This is a genomic window from Raineyella sp., assembly GCF_034933565.1.
Taxonomy (GTDB): domain Bacteria; phylum Actinomycetota; class Actinomycetes; order Propionibacteriales; family Propionibacteriaceae; genus Raineyella.
In genome coordinates, this window is the sequence record NZ_JAYFNG010000008.1 from 11,528 (window position 1) to 26,401 (window position 14,874).

At 73.0% G+C, this 14,874-nt stretch carries 11 protein-coding genes; 6 read left to right on the plus strand and 5 right to left on the minus strand.

Features of this window, described 5'->3' with window-relative positions; translation table 11 throughout:
- The first annotated feature begins 82 nt into the window (after positions 1-82).
- The 3 genes from VB059_RS02405 to VB059_RS02415 are packed head-to-tail and all read left to right on the plus strand — an operon-like array spanning position 83 to position 4,047.
- Complete coding sequence (locus tag VB059_RS02405) at positions 83-1,360, plus strand: thiamine pyrophosphate-dependent dehydrogenase E1 component subunit alpha (protein WP_323420431.1); 1,278 nt, start codon at positions 83-85, stop codon at positions 1,358-1,360.
- A complete protein-coding gene (locus VB059_RS02410; RefSeq protein WP_323420432.1) occupies positions 1,357-2,397 on the plus strand; it encodes an alpha-ketoacid dehydrogenase subunit beta in 1,041 nt (346 codons plus the stop codon). The genes VB059_RS02405 and VB059_RS02410 overlap by 4 nt, the downstream gene beginning before the upstream one ends.
- A gap of 33 nt (positions 2,398-2,430) precedes the next feature.
- Positions 2,431-4,047 (plus strand): dihydrolipoamide acetyltransferase family protein, encoded by a 1,617-nt coding sequence (locus tag VB059_RS02415; protein ID WP_323420433.1) that lies wholly within the window; start codon positions 2,431-2,433, stop codon positions 4,045-4,047.
- Positions 4,048-4,430: 383 nt separating this feature from the next.
- Here VB059_RS02415 and VB059_RS02420 read toward each other — a convergent pair whose 3' ends face one another.
- From VB059_RS02420 to VB059_RS02435, 4 genes are all read right to left on the minus strand, one after another.
- Positions 4,431-5,531, minus strand: coding sequence for a DUF4282 domain-containing protein (locus tag VB059_RS02420; protein WP_323420434.1), 1,101 nt, complete (start codon positions 5,529-5,531; stop codon positions 4,431-4,433).
- A 389-nt stretch (positions 5,532-5,920) separates the two neighbouring features.
- On the minus strand, positions 5,921-6,964 hold the full coding sequence (locus tag VB059_RS02425) for a hypothetical protein (protein WP_323420435.1): 1,044 nt from the start codon (positions 6,962-6,964) through the stop codon (positions 5,921-5,923).
- A gap of 30 nt (positions 6,965-6,994) precedes the next feature.
- Positions 6,995-7,717, minus strand: a complete 723-nt coding sequence (locus tag VB059_RS02430; RefSeq protein ID WP_323420436.1) for a hypothetical protein — start codon at positions 7,715-7,717, stop codon at positions 6,995-6,997.
- 10 nt (positions 7,718-7,727) lie between these two features.
- A complete protein-coding gene (locus VB059_RS02435; RefSeq protein ID WP_323420437.1) occupies positions 7,728-8,594 on the minus strand; it encodes a glycosyltransferase family 2 protein in 867 nt (288 codons plus the stop codon).
- Between the two features lie 584 nt (positions 8,595-9,178).
- Here VB059_RS02435 and VB059_RS02440 point away from each other — a divergent pair.
- The 3 genes from VB059_RS02440 to VB059_RS02450 all read left to right on the plus strand — a co-directional run bounded on the left by VB059_RS02440 (position 9,179) and on the right by VB059_RS02450 (position 12,462).
- Positions 9,179-10,651 (plus strand): hypothetical protein, encoded by a 1,473-nt coding sequence (locus VB059_RS02440; RefSeq protein WP_323420438.1) that lies wholly within the window; start codon positions 9,179-9,181, stop codon positions 10,649-10,651.
- 330 nt (positions 10,652-10,981) lie between these two features.
- A complete protein-coding gene (locus VB059_RS02445) occupies positions 10,982-11,983 on the plus strand; it encodes a glycosyltransferase family 2 protein (RefSeq protein ID WP_323420439.1) in 1,002 nt (333 codons plus the stop codon).
- Between the two features lie 2 nt (positions 11,984-11,985).
- On the plus strand, positions 11,986-12,462 hold the full coding sequence (locus VB059_RS02450) for a GtrA family protein (RefSeq protein WP_323420440.1): 477 nt from the start codon (positions 11,986-11,988) through the stop codon (positions 12,460-12,462).
- On the opposite strand, the gene VB059_RS02455 is transcribed toward VB059_RS02450, so the two are convergent.
- Positions 12,401-14,872, minus strand: a complete 2,472-nt coding sequence (locus VB059_RS02455) for a YfhO family protein (protein WP_323420441.1) — start codon at positions 14,870-14,872, stop codon at positions 12,401-12,403. The genes VB059_RS02450 and VB059_RS02455 overlap by 62 nt on opposite strands.
- Positions 14,873-14,874: the final 2 nt, after the last annotated feature.

Sequence of the window (14,874 nt, forward strand, 5' to 3'; positions counted from 1 at the left end):
ACCTACGGTCCCGTAACGTCACTCCCAGGACAGGCTACGGAAGCGTAGGTTACCGGGCCGCTGGACGTACGAAGGAGGCCTCATGGCCGTGCAGACCCCCGCCCGACAAGGGCGGACGGACCCGTCGGGGGTGTCCGGCCCGGCTCCGACGCCGGGCGGTGACATCCGGATGATCAGCCTGCTCGGCGTCGACGGCGTACGGCTGACCGATCCGGACCACGCGTTCGGCGGCACCGACGCCGACGTCGCCACCCTGCTGCGCGACATGGTGCTGACCCGCCGGCTGGACACCGAGGGCACCGCCCTGCAGCGGCAGGGCCAGCTGGGCCTGTGGCCGCCGACGTTGGGCCAGGAGGCGGTCGGCGCCGGGACGATGCGGGCGATGAAGTCGGCCGACATGTGCTTCCCGTCCTACCGCGAGCACGGTGCGGCGCTGGTCCGCGGGGTCGACCCGCTGGACCTGATGTCGCTGTGGCGCGGTGTCGACATGGGGGGCTGGGACCCGATCGCGACCCGGTTCAACCGCTACTCGATCGTCATCGGCTCCCACCCGCTGCACGCGGTCGGCTGGGCGATGGCACTGCAGGCCGAGGGCGTCACCGGCACCGGCGGCCCCGACGACGGGGCGGTGCTGGCGTTCTTCGGCGACGGGGCCAGCGCCCAGGGCGACGTGAACGAGGCGTTCGTCTGGGCGGCCAGCTACCACGCCCCGGTCGTCTTCATCGTGACCAACAACCAGTGGGCCATCTCGGTGCCCACGTCCCGCCAGGCCATCGTCCCGCTCGCCCGCCGCGGTGAGGGGTTCGGCATCCCGGGCGTACGGGTCGACGGCAACGACGCGCTGGCCGTGCAGGCGGTCACCGAGGCGGCCCTGGACCGGGCCCGGGCCGGGCAGGGGCCGCAGCTGATCGAGATGTTCACCTACCGGCTGGGCGCCCACACCACCTCGGACGATCCGACCAAGTACCGCTCCCGGGCCGAGGAGGACCGCTGGCGGGCCAAGGACCCGATCGAGCGGGTCCGGACGTACCTCACCCGCGCCGGCGCGATCGACGACGCCTGGTGGGCGCGGCTGCAGGCCGAGGCGGACGACTTCGCCGCCGACCTGCGGGCCCGCACCATCGCGCTCGCCCCGCCGGACTTCGCCGACTGGTTCGACGTCGTGTACGCCGAACAGACCCCCGAGCTCGCCGACCAGCAGCACGCCTTCCGGGCGTACGTCGCCTCGTTCGAGGACCCGGCCGTCGAGGACCGAGCTGCCAAGGACCGGGCCGTCAAGAACCACACCGCCAAGAACGCGGCGCCCGAGGACCGGGCCGCCGAGCAGCACGCCGTCCACGATCGGGAGGGCCGTCGATGACCCCGCCACCACGCAGCACCCAGGAGCGCCGGACCGCCCGCCGGGCCCCGGTGCTCACCGAGCCGACCACGCTCACCTTCGGCAAGGCACTGACCGCCGGCCTGCGGGCCGCGATGGCCGCCGACGACAAGGTGATCATCGCCGGTGAGGACGTCGGCACCCTGGGCGGGGTGTTCCGGATCACCGAGGGACTGCTCGACGAGTTCGGCGCCGGGCGGGTGCGCGACACCCCGCTGGGGGAGTCCGGCATCGTCGGCACCGCCATCGGCATGGCGATGCGCGGGTGGCGGCCGGTGCTGGAGATCCAGTTCGACGGCTTCGTCTTCCCGGCGTTCAACCAGATCACCACCCAGCTCGCCCACCTCCATTCCCGCACCGCCGGCCGGATCCCGATGCCCGTCGTCGTCCGGATCCCGTTCCAGGGCGGCATCGGCGCGATCGAGCACCACTCGGAGTCGGTCGAGAGCTACTTCGTCCACACCCCGGGCCTCAAGGTCGTCAGCCCGTCCAGCCCGCACGACGCGTACTGGATGATCCAGCAGGCGGTCGCGGCGAACGACCCGGTGATCTTCCTCGAGCCCAAGCGGCGCTACCACGTCAAGGGTGAGGTCGACCCGGCCGCCCCGCCCCGCGGGCTGTTCGAATCGGCCGTGCTGCGGCCCGGCGCCGACGTCACCGTCGTGTCGTACGGCTCGACCGTGACGACCTGTCTGGAGGCCGCCGACGCCGCGGCCCGGGAGGGCACCGACCTGGAGGTGATCGACCTGCGGTCGCTGTCGCCGCTCGACCTCGGCCCGGTGGAGGCCTCCGTGCGGAAGACCGGCCGGCTGGTCGTGGTGCACGAGGCGCCGCAGACCCTCGGCCCCGGCGCGGAGGTGGCGGCCCGGATCCAGGAGCGCTGCTTCTGGTCGCTCGAGGCGCCGGTGCTGCGGGTGACGGGCTTCGACGTGCCGTACCCGCCGAGCAAGGTGGAGCGCCACCAGCTGCCCGACCTGGACCGCATCCTCGATGCCGTCGACCGATCCCTCGACTACTGACGATCCCTCGACCACTGAGCGGAAGGACCACTCATGAAGCGTTTTCCCCTGCCCGACCCCGGTGAGGGCCTCACCGAGGCCGAGATCGTGACCTGGCTCGTCGCTGTCGGTGACGAGGTCAAGGTGAACGACCCGATCGTCGAGGTCGAGACCAGCAAGTCCCTGGTCGAGCTGCCCAGCCCGTGGGACGGCCGCGTCGTGGAGCTGCTGGTCGAGGTGGGTGAGACGGTCGACGTCGGCACCCCGATCATCGTGATCGACGACGGCGAGGCCGACGAGGAGGAGGCGGGCGCCGGTGGCCCGGGCACCGCCACCGCTGCCCAAGCCGCTCCTGCCCAGGCTGCTCCCGTACCGGCCACCCCCGCGTACGCCGCCCCGGGGCTGTCTGCCCCCGCACCGGCCGTCCCGGGGCTGTCCGCTCCCGCACCGGCCGTCCCGGGGATGTCCGCTTCCGCACCGGCCGTCCCGGGGATGTCCGCTCCCGCACCGGCCGTCCCGGGGCTGTCCGCTCCCGCACCGGCCGTCCCGGGGCTGTCCGCCGCGCCGGCCACTCCCGTGGCGCCGGTGGAGGCCGCTCCTGCGCCGCGGGCGGCCGCCGTCCCGGCTGCGTCGCCGGCGGCCGAGCCCGAGGCACCCGCTGCGGCCACTGCGAACCTGGTCGGCTACGGCCCCGAGGCCGCCGCCACCGTCCGCCGACCCCGCAAGCCCGGGGCGGCGATGGCCAAGCCGCCGGTGCGCAAGTACGCCCGCGACCGCGGCGTACGCCTCCGCGACGTTCCCGGCACCGGTCCGGGCGGCACCATCACGTACGCGGATGTGGACGCCTGGCTGGCCGCCACCAGCCGGCCCGTCGAGGCCGTCGCCCGGGTCGAGCCGCCGACCCCGTCGGTGGCCGAGGTCGCCGGCCCGGAGCACGAGTACCTGGCCGGCCCGCCGAAGCTGTCGTACGGTCGGGTGCCGATCCGGGGGGTCCGCAAGGCGACCGCCCTCGCCGTGACGAGTTCGCTGTTCACCGCCCCGCATGTCACCGAGTGGCTGACCTGCGACGTGAGCGCGACGATGGACCTGGTCGAGCGGCTCAAGAGCGCCCGCGAGTTCCGCGACGCCCGGGTGTCCCCGATGCTGATGGTGGCGAAGGCCGCCTGTCTCGCGCTGCGGACGAACCCCGAGCTGAACGCCCGCTGGGACGAGGACGCCCAGGAGATCGTCTACTACGGCGACGTCAACCTGGGCGTGGCCGCGGCGACCCCGCGCGGGCTGCTCGTGCCCAACATCAAGGGCGCCGACCAGATGGGCCTGCTCGAGCTCGCCCACCACTTCGGTGAGCTGACCCGGACCGCCCGCGAGGGGCGGACGACCCCCGCCGACCTGCGCGGCGGCACCTTCACCATCACCAACGTCGGCGTGTTCGGCGTGGACGCGGGCACGCCGATCCTCAACAACGGCGAGTCCGGGATCCTCTGCCTGGGGGCGATCTCGCGACGGCCGTGGGTGGTCGGGCACGGGTCGGAGGAGCGGATCGAACCGCGCTGGGTCACCACCCTGGCGGTCTCCTTCGACCACCGGCTAGTCGATGGCGAGGGCGGCTCGAAGTTCCTCGCCGATGTCGCGCGACTGCTGGCCGATCCGGCCCTGGCGCTGCTCTTCTGAGTCAGGGCGGCCTTCTCGCTGTCGGACGGTTCGAGCGGCTCCCGCGGTTCGGACGGGGCTCGGGTGGCCGCTGCAGTTCAGGCGGCCCCAGCAGCTTCAGGCGGCCGCTGCAGTTTCATTTCCTCGCGGCCCGCCGGCTGGCCGCGAGGAAATGAAATGACGGCGGCTGGCGAAGAACGCGGCGGTTGACGGGCCGGACCCCGCGGAAGCGGGCAACACCAGCCCTCCACCACGGATGAGGGCTGCGCCGGGCGGGCCGGGGCGGGCGGGCGAGGTCCGATCCTCGCTGTCAGACCCCGGTCCGCGCCGTCAGCCCTGACACTCAGGGGTCTCGTCGGATTCTCCGGCCCTCGCCGCCAGACCGCCCGGCCCCAAGGGTCTCGTCAGACCCCGCGGCCTTCGCTGTCAGACCGCCCGGCCTCCAGGGGACCCGTCAGGCCCCCTGGCCCGGCCGAGGGCCCCGGATCAGCCTCGGCGACGGCGGTGGTGCTGTCGTCGGGGGTGGCGTCGTCGGAGGCAGCGGCACCGAGATTCGCGCGGATCGCCCGGGTGTCCTCACCGAGCCGGATCACCGCGAGGGCGACCTCGAGGCCGACCCGGATCAGCAGGATCCAGGCGGCCAGCAGCACGGCACCGCCCACCAGGGCGGCGATGCCCGCGGCCCCGCCGACCGAGAATCCGGTGACGATCGCGTCGATCCAGTAGAGCGCACCGGCGAGGACAAGCAGCAGGTAGAGGTACTTCGTCACCTTCGGCGCGGCCGACTCGGTGAAGCTGAGGTCGCGCAGGGCGGCGAAGGGGCTCTCGGCCGGCGCATCGTGGATCGCCCCGGTCTGCGCCGTGGGTGTCTGGTCGCCGGGGAACGGGACGGGCTGCTGTGAGGCGGCGTGCGGATCGGTGCCCTGGGCAGAGGGCGGCCCCGGTGCGTACGGCTGGCCGTACGCCGCCTCGGGCTGGCCGAAGGCGGCGCTGCCATGTCCGCCGTACGAGGGCGCAGGCTGACCGTACGAGGGGCCCTGTGTGGCCTGGCCGGGGTATTCCGAGGCACCGGCGTAGGTCTGGGGCCCGGCGTAGGTCTGGGGCCCGGCAGCGGGCTGGGCGCCGGTGTACGACGGCGGCGTGGCGGAGCCTTGGGCTCCGTACTGCCAGGGTGACGGTGGGGCCGAGCTCTGGGGGTACGCCGAGGGCGGCACCGGGCCCGGGGGCTGCGCCGTGTTCCGTGTCGCCTGCGCAGGGTTCTGTGTCGGCTGTGCCGAGGCCTGGCCCGTCGGCTGTCCGGCGGCCGCGTATCCGGTGGGTCGGCTCTCGGCGTTGCGGCGGTCGTCGCGGTCGGCGTCACCGCCGAGCCCGATGCCGTCGGCCCAGATGTGGGTGGGGTCCTCGGAGCCGGGGGCCGGGTCGGCCGCGGGGGGCCGTGGCGGGCGGTAGCGCGGCTCGTGGCCCCGTGGCTCGTACGGTCCGGGCTGGTGCGGGTCCTGGGTCATCTGTCCGTCCTGATATCGGTGGTCCGCCGCCCGGGACTCCGCGGAGCGTCCGGGCCGGCGACGCGGGCGTGCTGGGTCGGGATGTCGGCCGAGACACGTCGGGTCGGGTGACAGGCCTCGTTCCGGACAGCGTCTTTCGCAGGTGTCCGGCACCCGTCGAACCGGGGTCACGGGCCGACGGGAACCGAATCTACGGGCCGACTGGAACCGACTCTACGGGCCGACCCGGCCGACAGTCGGATCGCGGACACCGGCGACCCGTCGCCAGGACCCGGCCCGATCGCGGGGTCAGTCCGGGGCGAGGTGTCCGTCGCGTCGCGATATCAGCCCGGGATCGCCGTGTCATCGCGGTGCCAGTGCCGTAGGGGAGCCAGCCGCGGCTCGCGGTGTCAGCGCAGCAGGGGCGCCAGCCCGGCGGGCTCGGCCGACGCCGGGACGAACTGGTCCAGCAGCGAGCGCTGGTCCGGCCCGAGCCCGAGGTCGAGGTGGTCGAGCCGCGGGTGCCGGACCCGGACGGCGGTGGTGCCGTAGAGGGCGGCCAGATTGAGCAGCGCGGTGCTGGTGGAGCCGAGCGCGACCCTCGCGGCGACCACGTCGGGATCCATCTCCGCCGGGCCGTGGCCCACCGCGACGGGCAGGCCCCGGTAGAGGTCGTCGGGGTCGGCGGGGTGCGGGCGGACGACGAAGTCGAGCCCGGCGGCAGCGGCGGCCGTGCCGATCTCGGCCAGGTGGGCGAGGTAGTCGTCGGCCGTCAGCAGCCCCAGCGCGACCCACGGCTGGGCCAGGTAGACCGCCCGGTCCGTACGTCGCGCGGGGGACGGCAACCGTCGGCGGAACTCGTCGGCGACCGCCGGGTTGACCCGCCACCGGGCCGGGTGGGCGGCGGCCGGACCGGCCCCGTCGGGGCGTCGTCCGGGTCGGTGATCCTCGCGGACGTACAGCGCCCAGCGTTCGTCGGTGAGCCGGGCCACCGCGGTCGAGACGGCGAGCGCGCGGACGGTCGGCCAGACCCGGCCGCCGCCCTGCCGCACCCAGGCGTCGCGGCGGGTCCGCCAGGTGCCGTACGTGCCCAGGCCCTCGTCCACCACCACGACGTGCGGTCGGTGCAGGGGCTGGTGGGCGACCATCCGGGCCCACGGCTTGATGCCGGGCGCCCCGACCGCCAGGTAGACCCACTCGACCCCATCGCCGGGCGCCAGCGCGGCGGGATCGGGGCCGGTCACCACGGTCAGTCCCGGATCGTCGGGCAGAAAGTCGACCACGTCCTCGGCCGTCACGGTCGTCCGCCCGAGGAAGCCGCCGGTGCCCAGGCTCCGGACGACGACCTCGCCGGCCCGGGTGGCGAGCAGGTGGCGGACATAGGAGGCGACGTGCACCAGGTGGGTGCGGTTGCGGACCCCCGACAGGGTCACAGCGACCGGCCGGTCCGTCATCGGTGTACCTCCTGGGGGTGGCTCACCGGCTCAGGCTACCGGTCCGGTCGGCGGGAGCGTTCCGGCGGCCTCCGCCGGGCCCGTCGTCCCGGTGGTGTCAGGGGTCGGGCCGGTCCCGGGGGTGCCCGCCGCCCCGGTGGTCCCGGTGGCGTCCGTGGTCCCGGTGCTGACCCGGATCGGCCGGCCGTTGCGCCCGGTCAGGTCGAAGGAGCACACCCGCAGGCCTGTCCCCGCGGCCGGATCGGCCGGCAGACCGTACGTGTCGATCCACAGCAGGATCGGTGTGTCAGTGAGCTTCGCGCAGACCTCCGCCCGGGTCCAGCGGGTCCAGAAATCCTCGCTGCCGAAGCGTCGCGCCAGGGTCCGCGGCACCCGCCGATCGGCATACTCGGCGTCAACGGCGTAGCGGGTCACCGTGAGCAGGTCGGGGGGCAGCCAGGACAACACAGTGCCGTCGGGCAGGTGGGTGCGGGCCGGGGCGCCATGGGCCGGCCGACGGCCACCCTGCGGGCCCCGGGGACGCGCCGGGTGCTCGGTGCTGACCAGGATCTCGGCCGGGTCCGGGCAACCGGGGTCGGAGAACGCGGTGCGTCCGGGGACCGGGGCGGGGAGCGGGGTGTGCCCGGGATCCGGGGTGTGTCCGAGATCCGGGGTGTGTCCGGCGGCAGGGACCGGGGTGTGTCCGGCGGCAGGGACCGGGGTCTGCCGGGGGATCGGATCGTGCCCGGGGGCCGCACCAGGGGTGGCCGCCATCGGTAGCCGGTCAGATGATCGGCGGCCGGCCGAGGGCCGTCATCCGGGCCACCGTGCGCCACGAGATCGGCTGTCGACGGCCCGGATCGGTGGTCCAGCCCTCCCGGAAGCCGCGGAACCAGATCGTCAGCGCCTCCCGGTCGTGCACCCGGGCCAGCGTGATCAGCAGCCAGGTCGTCACGTACGCCCAGCCGATCGGGCGGGGCAGGTTGCGGCGGGCGACCCAGACCCGGTTCCGGGCGTTCATCCGGTAGAACACCGCATGCCGGCTGGCCGGCAGCGCCGGGTGGTGCACCCGGATGCCGGGGGCGTACGTGATCCGCCAGCCGGCGTCGAGCAGCCGCATCGCCAGGTCGATGCCCTCATGGCCGTAGAAGAAATGCCCCGGCCAGCCACCGACCTGCTCGAACGCGGTCCGTCGCTCCAGGTGGACCCCCTCCCAGAAGACCACCGTGTCGCCGCCCCGGTCGGCCGTCCGGGCGTCGAGCCGGGGCACCCAGCGGCGGGGGCCCGGCCTGCCGTCCGGATCGGTCGGGCGGGGCTGGACGATCGCGATGTGCGGGTCGGACTCCATCACCGCGACCATCCGGGCCACGGTGTCCGGCGCCGGCAGCCAGGCGTCGTCGTCGTAGAACAGGATGTAGTCACCGACCGCCAGCCGGGCCCCGACATTGCGGCCCTCGGGGATGCCGAGGTTGTCCGGCTCGTGATGCGTACGCACCCGATCGGGCAGGCCCTCGGGCTGCCAGGCGTTGCCGACGACCAGGACGTCGAGATCGACCCCGGTCTGCGCCAGCAGCGTGTCCAACGCCTTGGCGAGCTCGGCGGGTCGGGTGCCCTGGGACAGCACGACGGCGGCGACGGTGGGCAGTGACATGGCAGGACCTCCGGGGACGACGGCAGCAGCCTAGCGGCCCGACCCGGCCCGCTGGTACGGAAGACTCCGGCCATGAACGACCTGACCCGACCGGCAAATCGCAGATCCGAAGGTCGCTGTCGGCGAGGTCGACATTTTCACCGATCAGGCGGCGACCGCCTGGAGGTCGCTGGCGCGTGGATCGTCGCCCGGCAGTGGCAGTTCGGGGTCCCGATCATTGCTGCAGCGGGCCGGGCCAAGTCACGACTGCCTCGTACTCGCAGCGAGCCGAGAAGGCGGCCCAACGACGATTCGCCCGTCGATGGGAGGGAGGCACCGATTCTCAGGATGACCTCCGGGGAGATATGCTGAGCCTGAGTTCATCCGGGGACGCCGGCGAACGGGCGGCACTTCAAGATCCGCTCTTTGAGCAGGACTACGCGGTAGGTCCGACCCTTGCCACGAGTGCGAATCCGGGCAACGCCTGTCGGCGATCGGCCTCGACGGCGACAGATCACGGAGAACTGGAGACCATGCACACCAGACGCGATGGAATCGCTCGCGCGACGACCTCATCGAGCGTTCGGTTCACCATCGCAACGCTCATGGCGACCTTGGTAGGTGTGTTCGTTGCAGTCCTCCACACTCATCTCGGGCTGGGTACCCTGCCCGCGGCTGCACTCGACGGCACGATCCGAGGTCTCTTCGTCGGTCTCGTGGTGGGAGTCACCGCTGACCGGGCGCTGCGTGCTCCTTGGGCTGTCCTCGCGGGGTGCATCGCCAGTTTGATCACCGGGGCCGTGAGCGCTCGTAGGGTACATCTGGACACGTCGGTGCTGTTGGCCGGGGCGTTCACGGTCGTGACGGGGATCGTGGTGGTGTGGGCGCTGACTCGCCTGTCCCGAAAGGTCAAGACGAGCACACTGGGCCTCGGGAGCCTGGGCGTTGTGCTTGTCAGCGCGATCGCCCTGGCGGGTTGGACACCCTGGCGGCCCTCGGACGAAGTCGCAGCGAAGCGGTTCGTCGACCTGGCGTCGCAACCGGTCCCTCTGCACTACGCCTTCGATGGTTGGACCTATTTGCGGGCCCGCGACCTCATGATCCAGGGCCAGCCGTTCTACTCCGCGATCACCCAAGCGCTCAGGGACGACTCGCCGGCCCACCGGACCATCGTCGAGAGCCCCTTCAACATTCGGCAGCCTCTCCTCTTCGAGCTGTGGCGGATACTGCCCGGCGAATTGCCATACCACCTGTTGGGCTGGTTCATCGCTTTCAGCCTCCTCGCGATCGCCGGTGCTTACCTCCTCGCGCGCACTTTTGTGGAACCCGGACCGGCATTGGTCGCACCGATCCTGATGACCTCGTGGCTGTATTTCTTCTGGTGGTCGTCTTCCTATGGTGAAGGGCCCTGGTTCACCATGATGGAAGTCTGGGCGGGCTTCGTGGCCATCTTCGCCCTCGCCCTCCTCCTGCGCCGCCGATGGCTGGCGAGCTTGGTCCTCCTCTGGTGCGCAGTCGCGACCCGCGAGTTCATGGTGCTGTTGATCCCCGCTTGGCTGGTGGCATGGTTTGTGGGGCAGCGGCCGGTCGGCCGCCGGCGCACCTGGTGGGTACCGGTGGGTGCAGTCGTCGTGCCCGTTCTTGTGTTGCTGCTCCACATGTGGTTGGCGTCCGGGTTCCTCGAAAGGACACCGTCCAGCACACTGGGGCTGGCACACTGGCTGCACGGTGGGCCGGCGACACTCCAGAGGGCGCTCCAGTTCGGCTGGTATCACGTCCAGTTCCGCACCTATGTGGTGCCCGCCCTCAGTGTGCTCGCGCTCGCCGGCGCGTTGACCCTGCGGCAGGCTTGGCACCGTGCGACGCTGACCGTCACGCTGGTCCTGATGTTGTTCTTCCTCTTCCGGTTCAGTCACGGCGAATGGGCCTACTACTGGGGAGGGATATTCACCCCGATCGTCGTCAGTCTGGTTCCTCTGGTCGTCAGTCGTTGGCTCCCTTCCCGGGATCGCTCAGGCTACCCCGACCCGGCCCGCCGGCCCGACCCGGACGCAGACCGTCGGTATCTGCGGGCCTAGGGTGTGTCTCCTGACGTGTTGGTGGTGGGGGGGCGGCAGGGGCGGGACTCGTGTCGCGTACTCGGGTTTCGGATGCCGCCCGGCAGGCCGGCACGTGATCCTGATGATCGTCGCGGACGACGCGGAGTCCTCCCCGGGCGAGGCGCGGACCGCCGCCGAAGCTCTGACCCGTTGAGCGGGCGCCGGTCGAACGGCGCCGGGGTCGAGCTGTGGGCATCCCGCGGGTCGGGGGCCGCCGCCGTGGCGGCCCGGTGCCGTCACGGCGGCCGCTCCGGATCCGGTGCGCCCCGGCCCGGCAGGGGCAGCCTCGCCCGGCCCTATAGTGTCCGCATGACCAACCCTCCGGCGGAGCGTGCGGAGCGGTGCGCATCCCTCAGCGTGGTCGTCCCCTGCCACAACGAGGAGGCCAACCTCGAGGAGCTGCACCGCCGGCTCGCGGCCACCCTGCCGCAGGTCGCCGAGACCTGGCAGGTCGTCCTGGTCGACGACGGCAGCACCGACGGCACCGCGCGGATCGGCCTCGAGCTGGCCGCCGCCGACCCGTCGGTGCAGTTCCTGTCGTTCTCGCGGAACTTCGGCAAGGAGGCGGCGATGCTCGCCGGCCTCGAACACGCCCGGGGCGCGGCCGTGGTGCTGATGGACGGCGACCTGCAGCACCCGGTGGAGCTGATCCCCGCGCTCGTCGCCCGTCACCTCGACGGCTTCGACCAGGTGGTCGCCCGGCGATCGCGCACCGCGGACCCCAAGGTGCGCACCGCCCTGTCCCGGGCCTTCTACCGGGTGGTCGACCCGCTGATCGACGTACCGCTCGACGACGGTGCCGGCGACTTCCGACTGCTCAGCCGCCGGGCGGTCGACGCACTGGTGGCACTGCGCGAGTCGAACCGCTTCTCCAAGGGCCTCTACAGCTGGATCGGCTTCCCGACCGCCATGATCGACTACGACAACGTGCAGCGCGACGCCGGGCGTAGCAGCTGGACGCTGCGTACGCTCCTCGACTACGCGATCGACGGCATCCTGTCCTTCAACACCAAGCCGCTGCGGGTGGTGATCTGGCTGGGCCTGTGGATGGTCGGCCTGATGCTGCTCTACGTGGTGTGGCTGGTCGTCGGGGTCGCCGCGTTCGGCGTCGAGACCCCGGGCTACGTCACCACCATCGCCGCCCTCGTCCTGCTCGCCGGCGTCCAACTGATCGTCACCGGCGTGATCGGGGAGTACGTCGGCCGGATCTACTCCGAGGTCAAGCGGCGCCCGGCCTACCTGCTGCGGGTCGACACCGCGGAGCAGCCGGCCGGCCCCGGTGGCGGCCCCGGCCCTGCCGACCGGGCCTGACCGTGCGGTTCCTGCACGCCTGGTGGCTGCGGCTGTGGCCGCTGGTGAAGTTCTGCCTCGTCGGCGTGGTGAACACCGGCGTCTACTACGGCGTCTACCTACTGCTGTTCCGGCTGATGCCCTACGTCGCCGCGCACCTGATCGGCTGGACCGTCGCGGTGGTGGTCTCCTACCTGCTCAACAGCTGGTTCACCTACCGGGTGCGGCCGACCTGGCTGAAGCTGCTGGTGTACCCGCTGTCCAGCCTGCCGAACGTGCTGTTCACCACCTTCGGGGTGGTCCTGCTGGTCGAGGTGCTCGGGGTCGGCAAGGGGATCGCTCCGCTGATCGCCGGGCTGGCCGCGGTGCCGGTCAGCTATCTGCTGGCGAAGCTGCTGCTGGTCGGCCGGGGGCGGGACGAGGCCGCGACCGACCAGGCTACGACCGATGAGCCGACCGACCGGGCCGGCGCCGATCCTGCCGGCGCCGACGGAGCCTGATCAGTTCCAGGCCGATCGTGGCGGCCAGCGCCGCGGCGCTGATGCCGAGCCCCGGCGCGAGCCCCGGTTGGCGATGGTCGCAGGTGAGCCGGGTGGTGTCGTGCACCGGGACGGTCAGCATCCCCGCCCGCGAGGTCACGGTGGCCGGGCCGGCGTCGGTCCGGCAGGACCAGCCGGGCAGCGCGGTGGTCAGCACCACCGCCTCGCCGGTCTGCGGGGTGACCCACTGGGCCGTGACGCTCGACCTGCCGAACCGTACGGTCGGCGCCTGATCCTGTGAAGCGGCGACCGTACGGTCCAGGGCCGTCGGGTCCAGGCAGCCGAGGTCACCGGGCCGGATGTCGGGGCGGTCGCTGCGGACGATGAGGTCCACCTGCCCGTCCGCCGGGACGGTCCCCAGCGACAGGACCGTCGGAACGTCCCAGTCCGCGGTCCGGCCCTGCCAGTCGACCGTGCCGCGGGAGGGCCGCTGCTCGGTCCCGGTGAGGAGCTGCAGGGTGCTGCCCGGGGCGCAGCGGGCGGTCACCTCGACCGCGGTGGGATCGGTGGCGGTGGGATCGGTGGCGCTGATCCGCAGCGGCGGGACGGTGTAGAGCCGGGTGCCGGCCAGGTCGTCGCGGACGGCCCAGACGGTCCCCTGCGCGGCCGGGTCGGAGGCGACCGGGCCGGGCGGCAGGACGGTGACCGGACGGTTCACCCGGTCCCCGGCGGTGGAGTGGATGCCGAGCAGGGCGAGCGCCGCCGGGTCGCCGGCGCTGAGCCCGATCCGGCGCCGCCAGTACGGCAGGCCGAGGCCGGACAGCGCCTCGGCGGTGGCCCGCGGCAGGGTGCTGGAGTAGTAGTCGACGCCGTTGTAGCCGAGCAGGAGGGGATCGTTGTCCGAGCTGCGCGTCACCCGGGTCCGCTCACCGGCCGGGACCACCGGCACCTCCGCCCTCCGGGCAGCCAGGGCCGCCGCGCTCAGCGTGGTCGGTGCACCGTGGTGTTTGGCCTTGTCCCGATAGGTCGCGCCGGCGGTGTAGGCGCTCTCCACCAGGACGGTGACGAGCAGGGCCAGGACGATCAGGCGTCGACGTCCCAGCGCGGCCGTGGCGGCGAGCAGGGCAAGGCTGGCGGCACTGACGGCGAGGGTGAGGGGGGACAGCCGGCCCACCACGAGGGCCCCGAGGACCGCCACCGTCGCGGCGCCGGCGAGCAGCGGGCGCCGGCCGGGCAGCCCGGTGGCCAGGGCCAGCCACGCGGTGACGACGAGGATGCCCGCGATCACGAACGCCTCGCGGTAGCCGCTGCCGTTCGGCGCGGCGAAGCTGTGCCAGGCGAGCTGGGTGGCCGGCACCTGCATGCTGACCATCGCGGCGACCGGCAGCACCACCAGGGCGATCCGGGCCCGTACGCCCAACGCGCGCCGCCAGGGCGCGGCGGCCACCAGCACCAGCGTGCCCAGCCCGGCGAAGATGCCGGCCGACCCGAGCGTCCAGTTGCCGGGGAACAGCCGGGCCACGGTGATGTCCCAGGGCATCTGGTAGAGGGCGGCGCCCGGCACCGGGGCAGCCGCTGCGACGGCGGCCAGCACCGGCAGGACCAGCCAGCCGGTCATCGCGATGCCGAGGGCGAAGCCACCGACCACCCGGGCCAGCGCCCCGAGGGCCGCCGACGGCCCCACCCCGTCGATCACCAGCAGGGCGAGGAGCACCAGACCGACCCCGAGGGTGGCCATCACCGCCGTGTAGTAGTTGGCCGTCCAGAACAGTGCGACGAGCAGCACGGGCACGACGATGCTCCGTCGGCGCACCAGTCGCAGCGCGGCCCAGAGCAGCACCGGGAAGGCGATCAGGCCGTCCAGCCACGACAGCACCACCATCGCGTCCCCGGCGACCCACCCGCAGGAGGCGTACCCGGCCCCGAGCGCCGCGGCGATGCCCCAGCTTGCGCGCCGGTGCAGTGAGAACAGCACCAGCGCCATCGCGGCCGCGGCGGTCGCGATCTGCAGTCCGGTGATCAGCTGCACCCCCACCGTCAGCCGGTCCTCGGGCACCAGGACGAGCAGCAGGTTGAACGGGCTGGCGGCGTACGTGGCGAAGTCGCCGAGGTAGGGCGTGCCGAGCGCGCTGTGCCAGTTGAGGAGCAGCGAGTCGGGGCCCTGCGGGTGCAGCAGCAGCTCCCGCAGGTAGGCCTTCTGCGGTAGCAGCTGGTTGTACGCGTCGTTCACCGCCCACGGGCGCCGGCCGAACGGGAACACGCTCGCCATCGCCATCCCCGCGAGCTGCGCGGCGACCGCCAGCACGGCGGCGACCAGCGCGGCGAGCAGCCGCGTACGCGGCGGGAGGTCGTCGTGTACGGGTGCCTCGAGGAACCGTCCGGGGGCCGTCGCGGTCCGGGAGCCGGTGGACGTGACGGCGGGGGGCTGCATGG